Raw genomic sequence first — 14,070 nt, 5'->3', positions numbered from 1 at the left:
ATCTGCTTGTCGCAGTATTCTTATAATTTCTTCTACTTTGTGTCTTTTTTGCCTCATATTGTTCTCCTTTTTCTATCAGAGAACTAACACTCAGTCTGGCACATTTTTAGGGAGTCAGGTCAACAGGTAATACATAAACATAATTATAGATGTAACCATTGTGTCAGACATAATATATCTTATTTAGGTAAATTTAGTAAAAATTGTACAGTCATACACGAAGATTTTAGACATCGGATGATGTCATAGAAGCTCAACAAGATGCCTAAAAACTTGAGATAGAGAGCAAAGAGAGTCAACGGCGAGGTATTCAATCACCCATCTGAGTGTAGTTCTTCTAAACAAGCCAGGGCAAAGCGATCAAGCGCGCAGCGCCCATGCCAATAAAATAGAGACAAAAGTCTCAAACAGGTGATACCTCTAGAGCATCTTTGTGGTGCCCTGGTTCAATCGAGGTATCCTGGAGATTGAAGTATTTCGAGATTTTTCCACCGGATTGATCCCTGATATCAACAGATCCAAACACCAAAAGACTATACAGATCTTTACGTTTCTAGGACGTCAGTTGGGTTAAAACAGATGGAGGAGGCAAAGCGAGTCCACCTAAAGCTTTGTAAAGGGTTATGAGCAGTATGCTTTGTCTGGTTTGGCTTAAGGAAAGTTCTTCCTCTGACTGGAGCAATTGGCGTTCGACATCTAAGACCGGTAAAAGACTATCCAACCCTTGCTGATAACGAATTTTAGATAATTCAACTGCTCGTCGATTAGCTTTGACGGCCTCCGCCAATTTTGCAGCACGTTTTGATTCTGCTTCCAATCTAGCCATGGCGGAAAGTGTTTCTTCCAGAGCCGTGAGGACTGCTTTCTCATACATTGCCACAGCAGCATCCAATCGAGCATCCGCAGCTCGTTTATTCTGAATGACTCTACCAAGATCCAAGAAAGCCCACTGCATACCGGGACCAAAGGACCATGTTCCACTTCCAGCGGTAAAAATTTTTCCTGCATCACTGCTATCTAAACTTAACGAACCACTAAAGACAAACCGGGGGAAAAAGTCGGCTTCTGCAACTCCAACCTCAGCAGTCGCCGCAGCCAACTCTCTTTCTGCAACTTTGATATCTGGACGACGCCGTAAAATTTCTGAGCTCAACCCAACTGCAACCTCGGTAGGAACTGAGATTATTCCGGCCCGTGGTTTCATCCATTCCGTAATCTCCCCAGGCATCAGACCAATGAGGACTGCCAAGCGATTTAAAGCAGCTAGTTGCTCTCCTTTCAATTCAGGAATACTCGATTCCGTAAGTGCCAAATTGGCTTCCGCACGAGTCCGGTCAAATTCATTACCTAGACCAGACTCTTCGAGATTTTGAGTAACTTCTAAGGTTTTTTTCTGATTGCCCGCATTTCTTTTCGCTATCTCTAGACGGTCATCAAATCCTCGCAACTCAGCATACTCTCTAGCTATTTCACTCACTAATGAAATCAGGGTGTTCTCATAAGATGATGTCGATTTTTCAAAGCGTGCCCTAGCTGCTTCTGCCTGGCGCCGTACTCTTCCATAGAGATCGAGCTCCCAAGTGGCATCAAAACCCAGTGAGTAAAAATCATCCTGACTCGAATCAAAGGTAGGAAATCCGTTACGAAAAACGTTTTCGCTTGCTTTCGAATTTTGATAAGTTCCGTCAGCCGTCACACTTGGCAAAAGGTCAAGTTCCTGCAAGCCTCGCAATGCTCTCGATTCATTGAGATTTGCCCAAGCAATTTGAAGATCCTTGTTATAAAGCACTCCCTGCATAATTAGCTTCTCGAGAACCGGGTCATCCCATTGTCTCCACCAAAACGGATCTGGTGCCACTTCGGTAAAGCGAGTATCTTCACCTATTAATGATGGACCTTGCAAGCCGAATAGAGGCTCCTCATAATCAGGACCAACCGCACAACCTGAAAGCAATGCTACTATACTCAACACGAGTGTCACGTGAAGATCCTGTCTTTTCATGAGGTTTGAAACTCCATTTCATGCTTAATGATAGTGCTTTTCTCACTCCTGCGCTTCGGCTCCCGAATCATTCCCAAGTGAGCAAGCAAAACATAACTAGCCGGTGTGAATACAAGCGCAAGAAACATAGAGCCGCCGACTCCTCCACCCAAGACAATAGCTAGCGAAGGCCAAAACTCCCCGCCCACTAAAAGGAGCAGTGGTAAGAACCCTCCTATGGTAGTCAAAGTTGTGGAAACAATGTGCCGGGTCGCTCCTACCACCGCTTGATGAACGGCATCTATATCACCAGCTCGCGAATGAGGATTCATACGGATCGCGGCAATGACAACAATACTATTGTTAAATGCCAAACCAATAAGCCCTAGCGAGCCGAGAATTGTATTAAAACTAATGGGAAACTGCATGACCCAAGTGGCGATCAATCCAAAGCCAACAGATAACCCTGCACTTATCAGGAGCAGAACTGCTAATACTAATGAGCGGAAGGTTAAAATCAGGGTGGCTATGGTTAGGGTTAAGAGGATGGGAATATAGAGAACAAGATTACCTTTTGCCTCAGCATCTTGTTCCGCAGTACCACCGATGTCTACGCGATACCCCGGTGGCAATACACCGTCGGTCTCTCTTATTTCTTTTAGAACAGCCTGGGTTATATCAATAGGTAAAGCATCGTTGACCGTATAAGCTTTGATGATATTTGTCCTCTCTCCATTGAAACGAGTTATACCTCCTATTTCTGGCCGTAGTTCCACTTCTCCTAAGGCAGAAAGCGGAACCCAGCTTTCAGAACCCTGTGCAATGAAGTTGGTTGAAGCCACACGATCTGAACGTTGTCTTTGAGCGTGAGCTAAACGCACGCGTATAGGTATTTCTTCAAGATCTTCTATGACACTACCTCCTAAAGCGCCTTCTAAATTCCCCTGGAGTTGCTGCGCCAAATTTCCCAACGTTAAGCCTGCTAAATTGGCTTCTTCTTCACTAGCTTTGATAAAAATTTTAGGTTCAGCTCTCGGAAGTGTGGTTTGCGTCGCCAACACATCGGGATGCTTTTGCAGGTAGTAGCGCACCTTTTCACCTATGTCTTGTATTCCTTCTATGCTAGGTCCGTAGATGCGGTACTCAATGTCAGCCACAACAGGCGGTCCTTGACCGAACTCACGAATGACAATTTGTGCTCCTGGGAATTGATTATCCAGCGTTTGCTGCAGCTTTGGAATAAGAAGATCCGTTTCTTTCGCACTTCCTGTAGTAATGATTCCATGGGCATAAAAAGGTGAGTTATCTTTATTCATAATGAGGTTGTAGTAAACTGAGGGAAAGCTTCCCCCTACTAACCAGTAAACTCTTTTGCTTTCCTCAAAAGTGTTAATCGCCCGCTCAACTTCCAACGCTTGATCTTTGGTTTTACCAATGGAAGCACTTTCAGGAAGCCAGAGATGTAATTCAAACATGTTTCGATCTACCGCTGGAAAGAAGGAATTTCCCAATGTTGTCGAAAGCACGAAACCAAACACCGCTAAGCCACCTACACATAAAATAGCTAAAACCGGCTTGATAAGTGATAAGCGAAGTATTCCCGATAAAAATCCCTCTATCTTGTGTCCCCAACCATCTGCTAAAAAACGTCTCTTTTCTTGCTCATTGGGCGGTTTTACGAAAATACCACTTAATGCAGAAGTAATGGTCATCGCTACCACAAAAGAAGCTAACAAAGCGAGAATCACACCGGTCGATATAGTTCCTACAAAATCACCCGCACCGCCCGGCAGAAGAAAGATTGGAGCAAACGCTAATACGGTGGTAATAGTTGATGACAACAACGGAAGGAACAAATGGTGCACAGATTCCCTAACCGCAACAAGACCTGACAGGCCTTTAGCTTTTCTAGTGGCCACTTCATCTGCCATAACGATAGCATTATCAATCAACAATCCTAAGGCAATGATCATTCCAAAAACAGACATCTGATGAATAGGAATGCCACTGATTTGAAATACAAACAGAACAATAGCAACCACTAAAGGCAAAGCAGCCCCAATAATAAGAGCTAAGCGCCACCCCATCATGACAAATACCACTGTCATCACAATAAGTGCTCCCGCTACCAGATTACTGACTAAGGTATTAAGCCTATCCATGGTGTAATTCACTTGCGCAAAGACACTCTCTAACTCAACGGATGCTCCCGTGTTTTTGCTAAATTCATCAACAAGAAGGTTTGCTCGTTTCGACCACTTATCTATACGCTGACCTGCTTCCATGCGAACTGCTAACAAGACACTGCGTTGTCCGTCGACAAACCCCATGTCTCTGACAGGTATTTGCCACCCTTTCTTCACTTCGGCAATATCCCCTACTCTTAAGAGAGCAGAAGTTTGATTCGAACCTATCGGAATATCTGCAACACGATTAATAGAATCTAACTCTCCTTCTACCTCTACTTGCACATTGGCCTCGTCTGCTCTTAAGGTTCCTGAGGGTGCTTTGGTATCTGCAAGCGCTATAGACTGAGCAATCTCTCGTGTGCTTAGCCCTATTTCCGCCAATTCTTGCCACCTAGCCTCAACCGTTATTTCCTCGCGCGGAGCTCCATAAATACGAACAAGCTCTGTTCCATTTACATTGCGCATTTGATCCGCTAAATCTTCAGCCAAACGATTGAGTATACCTAACTTGGGAGCACCTGAACCCACCCACTTAAGGGCAAGGATTTTTGTAAATGCAATGGCATTTCTTTTGTCATCCATCAAGGGCTCGGATGCTTCAGGTGGAAGTGAAGCAGCAGCCTCCGCTAATTTATCTCGAATTCTTGAAAAAATCTCATCCTTCTGATCGTCTTCCACCCAATCCATTAGTTCGATCGAAATAAGAGAAGCCCCCGCTCGCGAAGTAGATTCAAGATCTTTAATCTCAGCAATTTCATCTAAGGATTCTTCCAAAATTTCCGTAATCAGGGTTTCTACGCGCTCTGTCGATGCACCGGGCATAAAAGTCAAAACAAGTGGACTTCGGTTGACAATGCGAGGGTCCTCCTGCCTAGGAAGATTTTGAAAAGCGCTTAGTCCTCCTACTAAAATAACCACTATAGAGAGCACCAACAAATGCCTGTTTCGGAAAAAAAGAGTGCTTAACGAATCCATAATTATTCTTCAGCATCTGAATTTGCTGCTAGCTTGGAATCTTTTCTATGATCTGAGTGATAGGATATTTCCCGGAAACGAACCAGTTGCTGAGGAACCAGTTTATGTAAACCATCTATTACATAGAAGGTCTGTTCCATCAGAGCGCCGCGTACAAAAGCACGCTCTCCTTCGTAATAAAGAAGCTCTACATTTTCACGCACGAGAGTCGCTTCTTCAGCTTCTATATTTTTCAAAATATAAAGTGCCCATAGACCTCGCGAATTCTCAGCTAAAGCGTGAATAGGCACCCAGGCCCCCCTCTCTTGAATTGATCGCTTTAGATTGAGTGTCACTAGGTCACCATCTCTAACCTCCTCTATAGATAATTCCAGATCGAAAAGAACATCTACGCTCCGGCTCCTCACATCGCGGATAGGAAGTATCGCTTTGATGTGTGCCTCTACCTCACGACCCTGAACAACAAGAGTATGGCTCTCTCCTATCTTTAATTGCTTTACCGAGTTTCCGGCAATACCAATCCGAGCCTCAGGCTTTCCCATTTCCATCACGGTAACAATAGGTGTTCCAGCCTCAACTACTCTGCCCTCATCAATGAATCGTCTTGAGACGAGTGCATTGTAAGGAGATTTGATAACGCTCTTCTCCAATTCAACATCAATAACCTTAAGGCTCGCAGCAGCTTGTATAGCTGCTGCGGTTAAACCCACTAGCGCCTGTTGAGCATCGTCTAATTGTTGGTCAGAGACAGCCTCCAAGTCGTGCGCTCTTTGTGTTCTTTGCAAGGTAAGTTCCGCTAATTTCTGATCTGCTGAAAGCTTGTCCAAGGACGCCTGAGCTTCCTTCCGACGCGCATCAAGAATATCCGTATCTAAAACAGCAACCACACCTCCCGCTTCAATTCGGTTGCCTTCCTCAACCTCCACACTTAAGACTTTCCCGGAGAGCTCGAAGCCGATCTCACTCGTTCGTTTTGCCTCCACTCGGCCCACGAAAGACTTTTGCACCTCATAATTATTCCGAGGCTCAAGTTTCGCAACATTTACAATCATCCGGCTGTTTTGCACGGGTTGCGTTACAGCCCCGCTACAACCCATCAACAAAATCACTGCGGCAGATCCCTTGATCAATAAAAAAGCGGACACTGAATTTAGATCCAATCGCCCAAAATTGAATTCTTTTTCTATAATTGACTTTAAGTCAAATTTCATTTTTATCCTAAAATTTAGTTATCTTAGCCATCTCGGAATGAAAGACTTCATCTCTCAAACGGCGACGGGTTCCGGTATAATCCCAAACCTTTGATGAGGGACCCCAACCAACTCCATCAAGAAAATAATCATAATTCTTGGGCAAGTCTTGGGGAGCGATTTTTTGAAGTTCTCCACAGGGAACCAACTCTGCCTGCGACATCAGATGCGTCCCCTTTGCCAGGCAAATGAGGCCTGCCATGACAGAATGAGGAACAACATTTTTAGGAAGATCTCCACTCGAAACTGCATCCCTCAAAATGGTTTGAGGAGGCTCTCCAACTTTGCACATCATCTCTTTTGCCAAATCACGCATCTTATCGGAGGTTCTTTCCCAGACGGAGGGTGTTTGCACAAATTGGTTCAGCGCAAAGGAATGCGGCACCAACTTAACCAGGATAGAGTCAGCCATGCCTACGCCTGTCATCCGTTCTCGTGCCCGGCCTTGGAACTCAGAGGCCTTTTTAAATAGTTCAGCCCGATATTTGATATGCTCAATAACTACTGCTAAAACGATGTCTTCTTTGCTTTCAAAGTGTTGATAAAGGGTCCCTTTGGAATATTCTACACGCTCCGCCAACCTATCCAGATTAAACCCATGGTAGCCATGTTCTTTTAATAGTTCATCAGATTTTTCAACGATGAGAGTTTGCCGCTTTTCTCTTTCTCTGGCTTTCCTGGCAGTGGTTACACTCATATTATCTTCGAAAATCGCATAACATGACTCGGGGTCAAATTTTTATTTTTAGTTTATATTGTGCGGCTTGTGATCTTGGGCACGTAAAAGGAGAACAGCCTACTTATCCTATTTTTCGCCAGAATATTTGTGATCTATTAGTGCAAAAATTTTTTTGATAATCACGGAACTAATTGTAAGCTATACTTATGCTTAAAAACAATATAAGCATATATTTCTAATGACTGCATCAGATGAATTAAAAGAATCACTACTCACCTCATTTACAAAAATAATTGAAACATACCCTTACAGTGTTCTTATCCATTTGCGACAAAACATTGACCTGGGTTTCTATCCTAATGGCCAATTAGGTGTCGAGTTTGATGGAAATTTAATAGTCTCAAAAGATTTACAGGATCTTGTTCGCAATAGCTTGTTCACTCACAATCATAATGAAGACGAATTAATGAAGCTACGAGAAGAACTTCAAGACTGCCTGAATTTGTTAGACCAACGGCTAAAATCCTAAAACAATTGTATGATCCAGGAGATGGATAGTTTTAAAATTACGCACTAAAATAATGCTTAGATGATTTTGTATATTTCTTAAGATCTTTGACCTTTACCTACCAAAACAAGTTCTACGATTATCTTAGAAAGCAGGCTCCATTGAAACATCCTTTCTTTCGATAGCCTGACGTAGTTTGAGCAATGCCTGATTCTGTAGTTGCCTAACACGCTCACGTGTAATGGACAACCTTTCACCAATTTTTTCCAGCGTCATCTCCCTCTCACCATCTTGGGGGAATCGAAGTGATATAATTGTTTTCTCTCTATCATTTAATTCATCCCAGACACTATCTGCAATTTGCCTCATGGTCTCTTGGGTAAGCGAAGTTGATGGGTCCATAGCGTTCTCATCAGGTATAATCTCCCCAAGTTCATTTGTATTTTCAGGCCCTATCACCGCGTTCAAAGAGACAGTGCTAAGACTAACTTTTTTAAGCTGGTTTACCTTTTTGATGCTTATTTCAAGCTTTTTGCCTATTTCTTCCTCCGTTGGCTCTCTTCCAAGTTCTTCAGTCAACGCAATCGATAGACGCCTCATCTTTGCAAGTTTGTCCACAATATGAACCGGTAGTCGTATTGTTTTGCTGTGGTTAGATAGAGCCCTTTTAATTCCCTGCTTGATCCACCATGCAGCATATGTGCTAAATTTTGCGCCAACAGATGGATCATAACGATCTGCAGCTTTCATAAGACCTATGTTACCCTCTGATATAAGGTCGAGAACTGGCAAGCCTAAGTTCGAATATTCATTAGCTATTGTAACAACCAACCTCAGATTTCCTTGAATCAACGTTTCTCGGGCTTTTTCATCTCCTTTTTGAATCTGTTGACTCAAACGCACCACTTGCTCGTGTGTAAGAAGCGGCAGTGAACTAATTTCATTCAAATAAGTGGCCAGGGCGCCTTGTTTTTCATCGGATAGCATAGTTTATTCTCTTTCTACGTGTAGATAGTAATTCTTATTGAAACTTTCGCAAATGATGAATCCACAAATTCTAAATAATAACAAATGCTAATAGAGTATCTACCAGCTCTTTTAACTAGTATGCCTATCGTTTTAGCAATAGCCAATTCAGATCTGCCTCTATCTGGATTAGCTTTCTGGCGATCTAATGATTTGAAAATGACATACTGACTACTAAGTGATAAAGACAAAAAACCTCTTTAACAAAACGAGAGTTTAGAGACGCAAATCAAGCCTCAACATTTAGATAATTTTGTTCATAAAAACTCTGCATCTTGTTTAGACTGAAAACCTCACATTAAATAAAATAACCCTTTGAAATTTTTATATGATACTACTTAACTTTTCTAAATAGCATTGGCCTATTTTTAGCCCTGGCTTCACCGGAAACACTCTTGTATTTTTCACTAGGCGCTTGCTTTCTGTATTTGATTTGATTTTCCCGTGATTCTGGCGGATTAGAAGGGGAATCATCACTTCAAGGATCCAGGAGACATTCCTCATATCTTGCTGAACGTACTTTTATAAATCTCAAAGTTTACTTATTAACCCCGATTGTATCATAAGCCTTGAACGAGATAAGTAAAAGGTTGAGCCACAAGGAAAAGAGAGTCAGTGAAGATGTATCACTAAGGTGATGCCTCTAGGAGACTGTATGTTTCTTGAGGCAAAGATCCTGAACTGATCTTTCACTCTCTCTGGTATCATTGGAGTTTAATTAAATTGTGTAGTTGAACTAGATAATAACATTAAGCAGTTCTGCTAATCATGTTAGCTAAATTTATCTCTATAACGACTCTCTAGTCTTAGAAACAAAGAATTCACATCTCAGTAATTAAAAGAAATAATAATATGAAGATCCGCTATTGCTCAATTGTTGTTTGGAGTAATACTAGGAGTAGTGACATATTTAACTTTCCTGCTTGTTTTTATTTTACCTTTAATCCTAGCAGCCTACTTTCTATGCCGTCTTGAAAAAAAGCCAAATATACCCCTAATTAAATCAGGAATGATTACTCTATCTTTTATAGCTTTACTTTACACAAGCCCCTGGGACAACTACCTGGTTGCATCGAATGTCTGGGGATACGGTGATGAGAGAGTCATCGATTCAATGATTATTGGCTTTGTACCTATAGAGGAGTATATGTTTATGTTCTTACAACCAATCGCAACAGGACTATTTCTGCAATACTTCGTGAGTCAAAATAGGGTCAGTTTAGAGCCTCTCACTAAGGAGCTGAATAGAGGAAACCGTATTTCAAAAAATGGTATGATACTCTTTCTTTTTTTAAGTATCATTGGAGTCATCCTTTATTTTTATATGCCTGATCAATTCAATTACTTAGGATTAATCCTAGTCTGGGCTTGTCCCGTTCTGGCCTTTCAATGCTGGTATGGTGGTGAGTTAATTTGGAAAATGAAAAGAATTCTTTTGCCAGCTCTGATTGTCCCTACTGTTTATCTTTGTTTAGTGGATATGATTGCAATCGACTGGCAAATCTGGCACATACGTCCCGAGACCAGCACAGGATGGAAAATACTGTCCCTGCCCTTTGAAGAAGGACTGTTCTTCCTTATAACTAATCTACTTGTGGTCCAAGGCCTAATACTATTCTATCAAGCAAGCACTCGTTGGAAATTACGTCATAGGAAGAATGATAACTCCCTCATTCAATCATGTTTGATTTTCAAATAGTATCAGCTGCCATCTTTCTCGCTACACTCTTGGTCCTAGGAATGCCGCACGGTGCAATCGATCACTACCTTTATTTTGCTATTATTAAAAAAACAATGTCTGTTAGGAGATTAACTCTATTCGTATTTGCCTATATATTCGTAGCTTTATTCTTTCTTTCAGTTTGGTTTATTAGCCCTTGGGTCGCAGCATGGGGATTAATTTTTTTGACCTGGTACCATTGGGGACAAGCTGATCTTTATTACGAAAAACATAGAGGCACTAAACTTTCGTTCATTTTTGGTCTTTGGAGAGGTGCTATTCCTATGTTAACTCCTCTGATATTTAATGCCAAGGAATATAGCAGAGCACTGAACGAAGCCATTAGCTTTATAGAGCCTAACTATTCAGGTATAGCAACAGATTGGATTAATTCCCATTATGTCAAAGTATCAGTAGGGCTTTTATTGCTATTAACCGGAATAATACATTGGACATTACTTCGAAAGAATCAAACTGCAATCAAGCAAAGAAAGCTAAAAATTATATCTGAGGACATAGCTCTTATTTGCCTATTAATATTCCTGCCGCCTCTTGTTTCCATTGGATTGTATTTTTCCTTTTGGCACTCACGTAGACACATCAATTTAACTTGTATGAAACTGGGCGGAAATTTTGTTATTGAGAAGAATTCAGTATTAAAAGTTAACTGGTTTAATTTTTACAAAGCATCTCTACCTTTTACTCTGGCAGGCATAATATTTGTAGTAGCTTTTGCTCTATTCAGAAATTTATCTTCAATTGATATATACTCTTTGATTGGATCTTATTTAATCATCTTATGGTCTTTAACATGGCCACACACAATTATTTATTCGTTAATAGACAAAATCAAAAAATCTTAATACTAAATTTTACACAATCAAAAAATTGTTGTAGCGTCAGTAATTGAATAATAACTATTCAACTAATAAAACAAATCTAAAGGAGATTATATGCAAGAATTATCAATTGGTGAGTACCAATTAGTTTATAACGCAATGTCATTAACCATAGCATGTATGTTTGCATGCTTTGTTTTCTTTGTTTTAGCAAAAAACAAAATTTCATCAAAATACCAGGGCTCCGTTGTTGCCTCAGCCCTAGTTGTATTTATTGCAGGCTATCATTATTTTAGAATTTTTGAGAGCTGGGAAAAAGCTTTCGATATGAATACTACAACTAACACATTTGTATCAAGCGGCCTGTTATTTAACGATGCCTATCGTTATGTGGATTGGCTACTAACAGTTCCACTTCTCATGGTAGAATTGGTATTAGTTTTAGGCTTATCCAGTGCCCTAACTAAATCTCTTATCGTCAAATTAGGAACAGCTTCTTTTCTTATGATAGCATTGGGATATCCAGGAGAAATAGATCGAGAAAGCACGGAACTAATTTCCAACCGCGGGTTGTGGGGATTATTAAGTACCATTCCGTTTGTCTATATTCTTATTACTGTGATTAAACATCTTAAGACTTCAATGGAAAACTCAACAAAAGAGATCTCTGTTTTACTCAGAAATGCTGGACTGTTGACTTTATTTAGCTGGGGATTTTACCCGATCGCATATATGGCCCCGTTCTATGGACTAGAAGGAGCAAGCGCTGAGGTATTTTTGCAAGTTGGCTATTGCATTGCAGATATTGCAGCTAAATGTGGTTATGGGCTTATTATTTTCAATATAGCTAGACTACGAAGTCTTGAAGAATCTCAAAGCACCTCGAATTAAGTAATAGGAACCACTTATTGAGATATATTATTTTAAGTGACTAGATTTTATCCTTGACTCAAATAAAAAGCCGGCAGATATAACATTTGTCGGCTTTTTCGATTTATCAAAAAACTATGGGAGGACTATCTTTATTCAAAACCATTAAATCCTCTACAAAAAGGGAATCCTATTATTTTTGCGACTTTACTTTCTCAAAGTATAAATCTTTCTAAAGGCTTAAAACATAATAACTTAAGCTAACCTTCATCACTCTCATACTATGTTAAAACTGAAGTATTTTATCAAGTCTATGAAAGTTTAGGTCTCGAGAAAGCTCTTGAGCATCCAGATGGTCTTTTCATGAATCTGAATACGCGCTATCATTAAGTCTTCAGTTTCCGAATCGTTAGCCATTCCTGCTTTATCTCTTGCATCCTTCAGATCATTAAGCAACTTATCATTGCATTTTACAAGATGACGCACCATATCCTGAGCTGATGCATTTTCTGAGATTTCGGTTATTTCAGCCATCTTAGCAAGATTTGCTAATCCACCCGGAGCGAGAGCACCTTTGGCACGAATTCTTTCAGCGATTTCATCGACGGCCACAAAAAGTTCATTGTACTGCTCTTCAAATGCTGTGTGCAGAGAGAAAAAAGACGTACCTCTCACGTTCCAATGACAAAGGTGAGTCTGCCCGATCAATGCATAGGTGTCCGCTACAACTAATCTTAATGCTTCTACTATAGGTTTGCTCATATAAACTATAATTTCTAAATACTAGTCTTGCTAGATGCTCAAGTCTAAAGCACCGAGATAATAGCAATTCTCTTTAAAATCATCACTTTTTAAGTTTTCCATTAAGGTCGATACAATAAGTCAGACTAAATAGGTATCAAACAAAAATTCTTTATTGTGCATAGATATAGTATAGACGAAACCACAAAGAGTTCATTAAGGGACAGATGATTCTTTAATGGATTTTCATGTAAACCCGGATAGCGCATAGTAAGAGTTCATTTCAATTACACATTCGAAAGCGTTGCATGCGCACAGTATGTGTAAGATTGAGCATTTTCTCCCTATCTGTTTAGGCGGTTCCTTTGTTGTCTATATAATAATCTTAATCACTTTCTCTCTTCCACTTAAAATGCAAATAGCTAGTTGCTAAGAGTGATGGAATCACCCAATAATTTTTTGCTTTAGAAAGACTTAACTACATTTGAGAGTTATTGGGATAACCATTCCAAAATCCGTCAATATCGAAGCTGATTTATTCAACTTTCTCAATCGGGAAAATAATCACATCTATCGATTTGGAAAATAAGATACTGGAATGCATTCCACCTACTGGAATCCGATCTAAAAGAGTATTCTGCAAGATCTCTAATTTTGCTTCCCTGAGTGGCCACTTTTGGTGATGTATTTGACCTATAATTAAATCTCCTTTCGCCGTTGTCGTATAAAGACAATACCTCTCTGTTGCCCAATGCTCAAAGGAATCAGCAGCAACATTTAAATGTCTATCTGACTTATAATAAGCGTTAAAAACCTTATCATTGCGCTGGTGGAAATAATGAATATTTTCTGAATTATCAGTAGCCTGCATCTTGGCAAGATAGTAAGGAAGGTAAAAGAATGTTCGAGCAGCCCAAACAGCAATAGGATTAGGCACATCCAAGCTAAAAAACCAAATTCCACTTTTATCTCGATGTCTGACATATGTTCGGATATTGATCTCTGGAAAATTGCACATGAATTTTGGAGCAGGAAAGCCTTTCAAGGTCACCCCATACATAGAAAATGGAACAATGCCTATCCATGCTTTATCATTGAAAAGATCGAGTTCGAGCTTTGGAGGAATTTTGCTTCTTAACCAATCCTTATCAACCTCCCAATGAACAAAAAGCAGATCCTTCCATTTTTGCTTCCACCTCCAAGATTTGTGAGGCAAGGGCCATGGACGATGGCTAACATGTTCTAATAAGTAGTCCACTATCTATAAACTAACCTAGGTTTGAGAAATTAGA

Annotated in this window: 11 protein-coding genes; 4 read left to right on the top strand and 7 right to left on the bottom strand. The window is 40.4% G+C overall.

What is annotated here, in order from left to right:
* Window positions 1-553: 553 nt before the first annotated feature.
* The 4 genes from AAGA18_05960 to AAGA18_05945 are packed head-to-tail and all read right to left on the bottom strand — an operon-like array spanning window position 554 to window position 7,092.
* On the bottom strand, window positions 554-2,002 hold the full coding sequence (locus AAGA18_05960) for an efflux transporter outer membrane subunit (GenBank protein MEM9444882.1): 1,449 nt from the start codon (window positions 2,000-2,002) through the stop codon (window positions 554-556).
* Window positions 1,999-5,145 (bottom strand): efflux RND transporter permease subunit, encoded by a 3,147-nt coding sequence (locus tag AAGA18_05955; GenBank protein MEM9444881.1) that lies wholly within the window; start codon window positions 5,143-5,145, stop codon window positions 1,999-2,001. Before AAGA18_05955 ends, AAGA18_05960 begins: the two co-directional genes overlap by 4 nt.
* A 2-nt stretch (window positions 5,146-5,147) precedes the next feature.
* Window positions 5,148-6,356 carry an efflux RND transporter periplasmic adaptor subunit gene (locus AAGA18_05950; GenBank protein ID MEM9444880.1) on the bottom strand — a complete coding sequence of 403 codons (1,209 nt, stop codon included), beginning with the start codon at window positions 6,354-6,356 and terminating at the stop codon, window positions 5,148-5,150.
* 7 nt (window positions 6,357-6,363) lie between these two features.
* Window positions 6,364-7,092: a TetR/AcrR family transcriptional regulator gene (locus tag AAGA18_05945; protein MEM9444879.1), complete on the bottom strand. Its 729-nt coding sequence runs from the start codon at window positions 7,090-7,092 to the stop codon at window positions 6,364-6,366.
* A 220-nt stretch (window positions 7,093-7,312) separates the two neighbouring features.
* On the opposite strand from AAGA18_05945, the gene AAGA18_05940 reads away from it, so the two are divergent.
* The gene (locus AAGA18_05940) at window positions 7,313-7,603 is read left to right on the top strand and encodes a hypothetical protein (protein MEM9444878.1); all 291 of its coding nucleotides are present in this window, start codon (window positions 7,313-7,315) and stop codon (window positions 7,601-7,603) included.
* Window positions 7,604-7,726: 123 nt separating this feature from the next.
* Here the strand turns inward: AAGA18_05940 and AAGA18_05935 are convergent, their stop codons facing one another.
* On the bottom strand, window positions 7,727-8,569 hold the full coding sequence (locus tag AAGA18_05935) for an RNA polymerase sigma factor RpoD/SigA (protein ID MEM9444877.1): 843 nt from the start codon (window positions 8,567-8,569) through the stop codon (window positions 7,727-7,729).
* Between the two features lie 940 nt (window positions 8,570-9,509).
* Between AAGA18_05935 and AAGA18_05930 the strand changes: the two genes are divergently transcribed.
* The 3 genes from AAGA18_05930 (at window position 9,510) to AAGA18_05920 (ending at window position 12,058) form a co-directional block, all read left to right on the top strand.
* On the top strand, window positions 9,510-10,307 hold the full coding sequence (locus AAGA18_05930) for a lycopene cyclase domain-containing protein (GenBank protein ID MEM9444876.1): 798 nt from the start codon (window positions 9,510-9,512) through the stop codon (window positions 10,305-10,307).
* On the top strand, window positions 10,289-11,191 hold the full coding sequence (locus AAGA18_05925; GenBank protein MEM9444875.1) for a Brp/Blh family beta-carotene 15,15'-dioxygenase: 903 nt from the start codon (window positions 10,289-10,291) through the stop codon (window positions 11,189-11,191). The genes AAGA18_05930 and AAGA18_05925 overlap by 19 nt, the downstream gene beginning before the upstream one ends.
* A 90-nt stretch (window positions 11,192-11,281) precedes the next feature.
* Window positions 11,282-12,058, top strand: a complete 777-nt coding sequence (locus tag AAGA18_05920) for a bacteriorhodopsin (protein ID MEM9444874.1) — start codon at window positions 11,282-11,284, stop codon at window positions 12,056-12,058.
* Between the two features lie 300 nt (window positions 12,059-12,358).
* On the opposite strand, the gene AAGA18_05915 is transcribed toward AAGA18_05920, so the two are convergent.
* Together AAGA18_05915 and AAGA18_05910 are read right to left on the bottom strand one after the other, a co-directional pair.
* Window positions 12,359-12,799, bottom strand: a complete 441-nt coding sequence (locus tag AAGA18_05915) for a Dps family protein (protein MEM9444873.1) — start codon at window positions 12,797-12,799, stop codon at window positions 12,359-12,361.
* A 514-nt stretch (window positions 12,800-13,313) separates the two neighbouring features.
* Entirely contained in the window at window positions 13,314-14,036 is a 723-nt protein-coding gene (locus AAGA18_05910; protein MEM9444872.1) for a DUF2071 domain-containing protein, read from the bottom strand.
* Between the last annotated feature and the right edge of the window lie 34 nt (window positions 14,037-14,070).

It is taken from the genome of Verrucomicrobiota bacterium (assembly GCA_039192515.1).
Taxonomy (GTDB): Bacteria; Verrucomicrobiota; Verrucomicrobiia; order Methylacidiphilales; family JBCCWR01; genus JBCCWR01.
Note: the sequence above shows the minus strand (reverse complement) of the source record. Positions and strands in the feature narration are given on the sequence as shown.

Bases quoted from the DNA above. Each gene is read 5' to 3' on its own strand.
- AAGA18_05920 (MEM9444874.1), top strand. From the start codon at position 11,282: ATGCAAGAATTATCAATTGGTGAGTACCAATTAGTTTATAACGCAATG.
- AAGA18_05935 (MEM9444877.1), bottom strand. From the start codon at position 8,569: ATGCTATCCGATGAAAAACAAGGCGCCCTGGCCACTTATTTGAATGAA.
- AAGA18_05915 (MEM9444873.1), bottom strand. From the start codon at position 12,799: ATGAGCAAACCTATAGTAGAAGCATTAAGATTAGTTGTAGCGGACACC.
- AAGA18_05950 (MEM9444880.1), bottom strand. From the start codon at position 6,356: ATGAAATTTGACTTAAAGTCAATTATAGAAAAAGAATTCAATTTTGGG.
- AAGA18_05945 (MEM9444879.1), bottom strand. From the start codon at position 7,092: ATGAGTGTAACCACTGCCAGGAAAGCCAGAGAAAGAGAAAAGCGGCAA.
- AAGA18_05925 (MEM9444875.1), top strand. From the start codon at position 10,289: ATGTTTGATTTTCAAATAGTATCAGCTGCCATCTTTCTCGCTACACTC.
- AAGA18_05940 (MEM9444878.1), top strand. From the start codon at position 7,313: ATGACTGCATCAGATGAATTAAAAGAATCACTACTCACCTCATTTACA.
- AAGA18_05960 (MEM9444882.1), bottom strand. From the start codon at position 2,002: ATGAAAAGACAGGATCTTCACGTGACACTCGTGTTGAGTATAGTAGCA.
- AAGA18_05955 (MEM9444881.1), bottom strand. From the start codon at position 5,145: ATGGATTCGTTAAGCACTCTTTTTTTCCGAAACAGGCATTTGTTGGTG.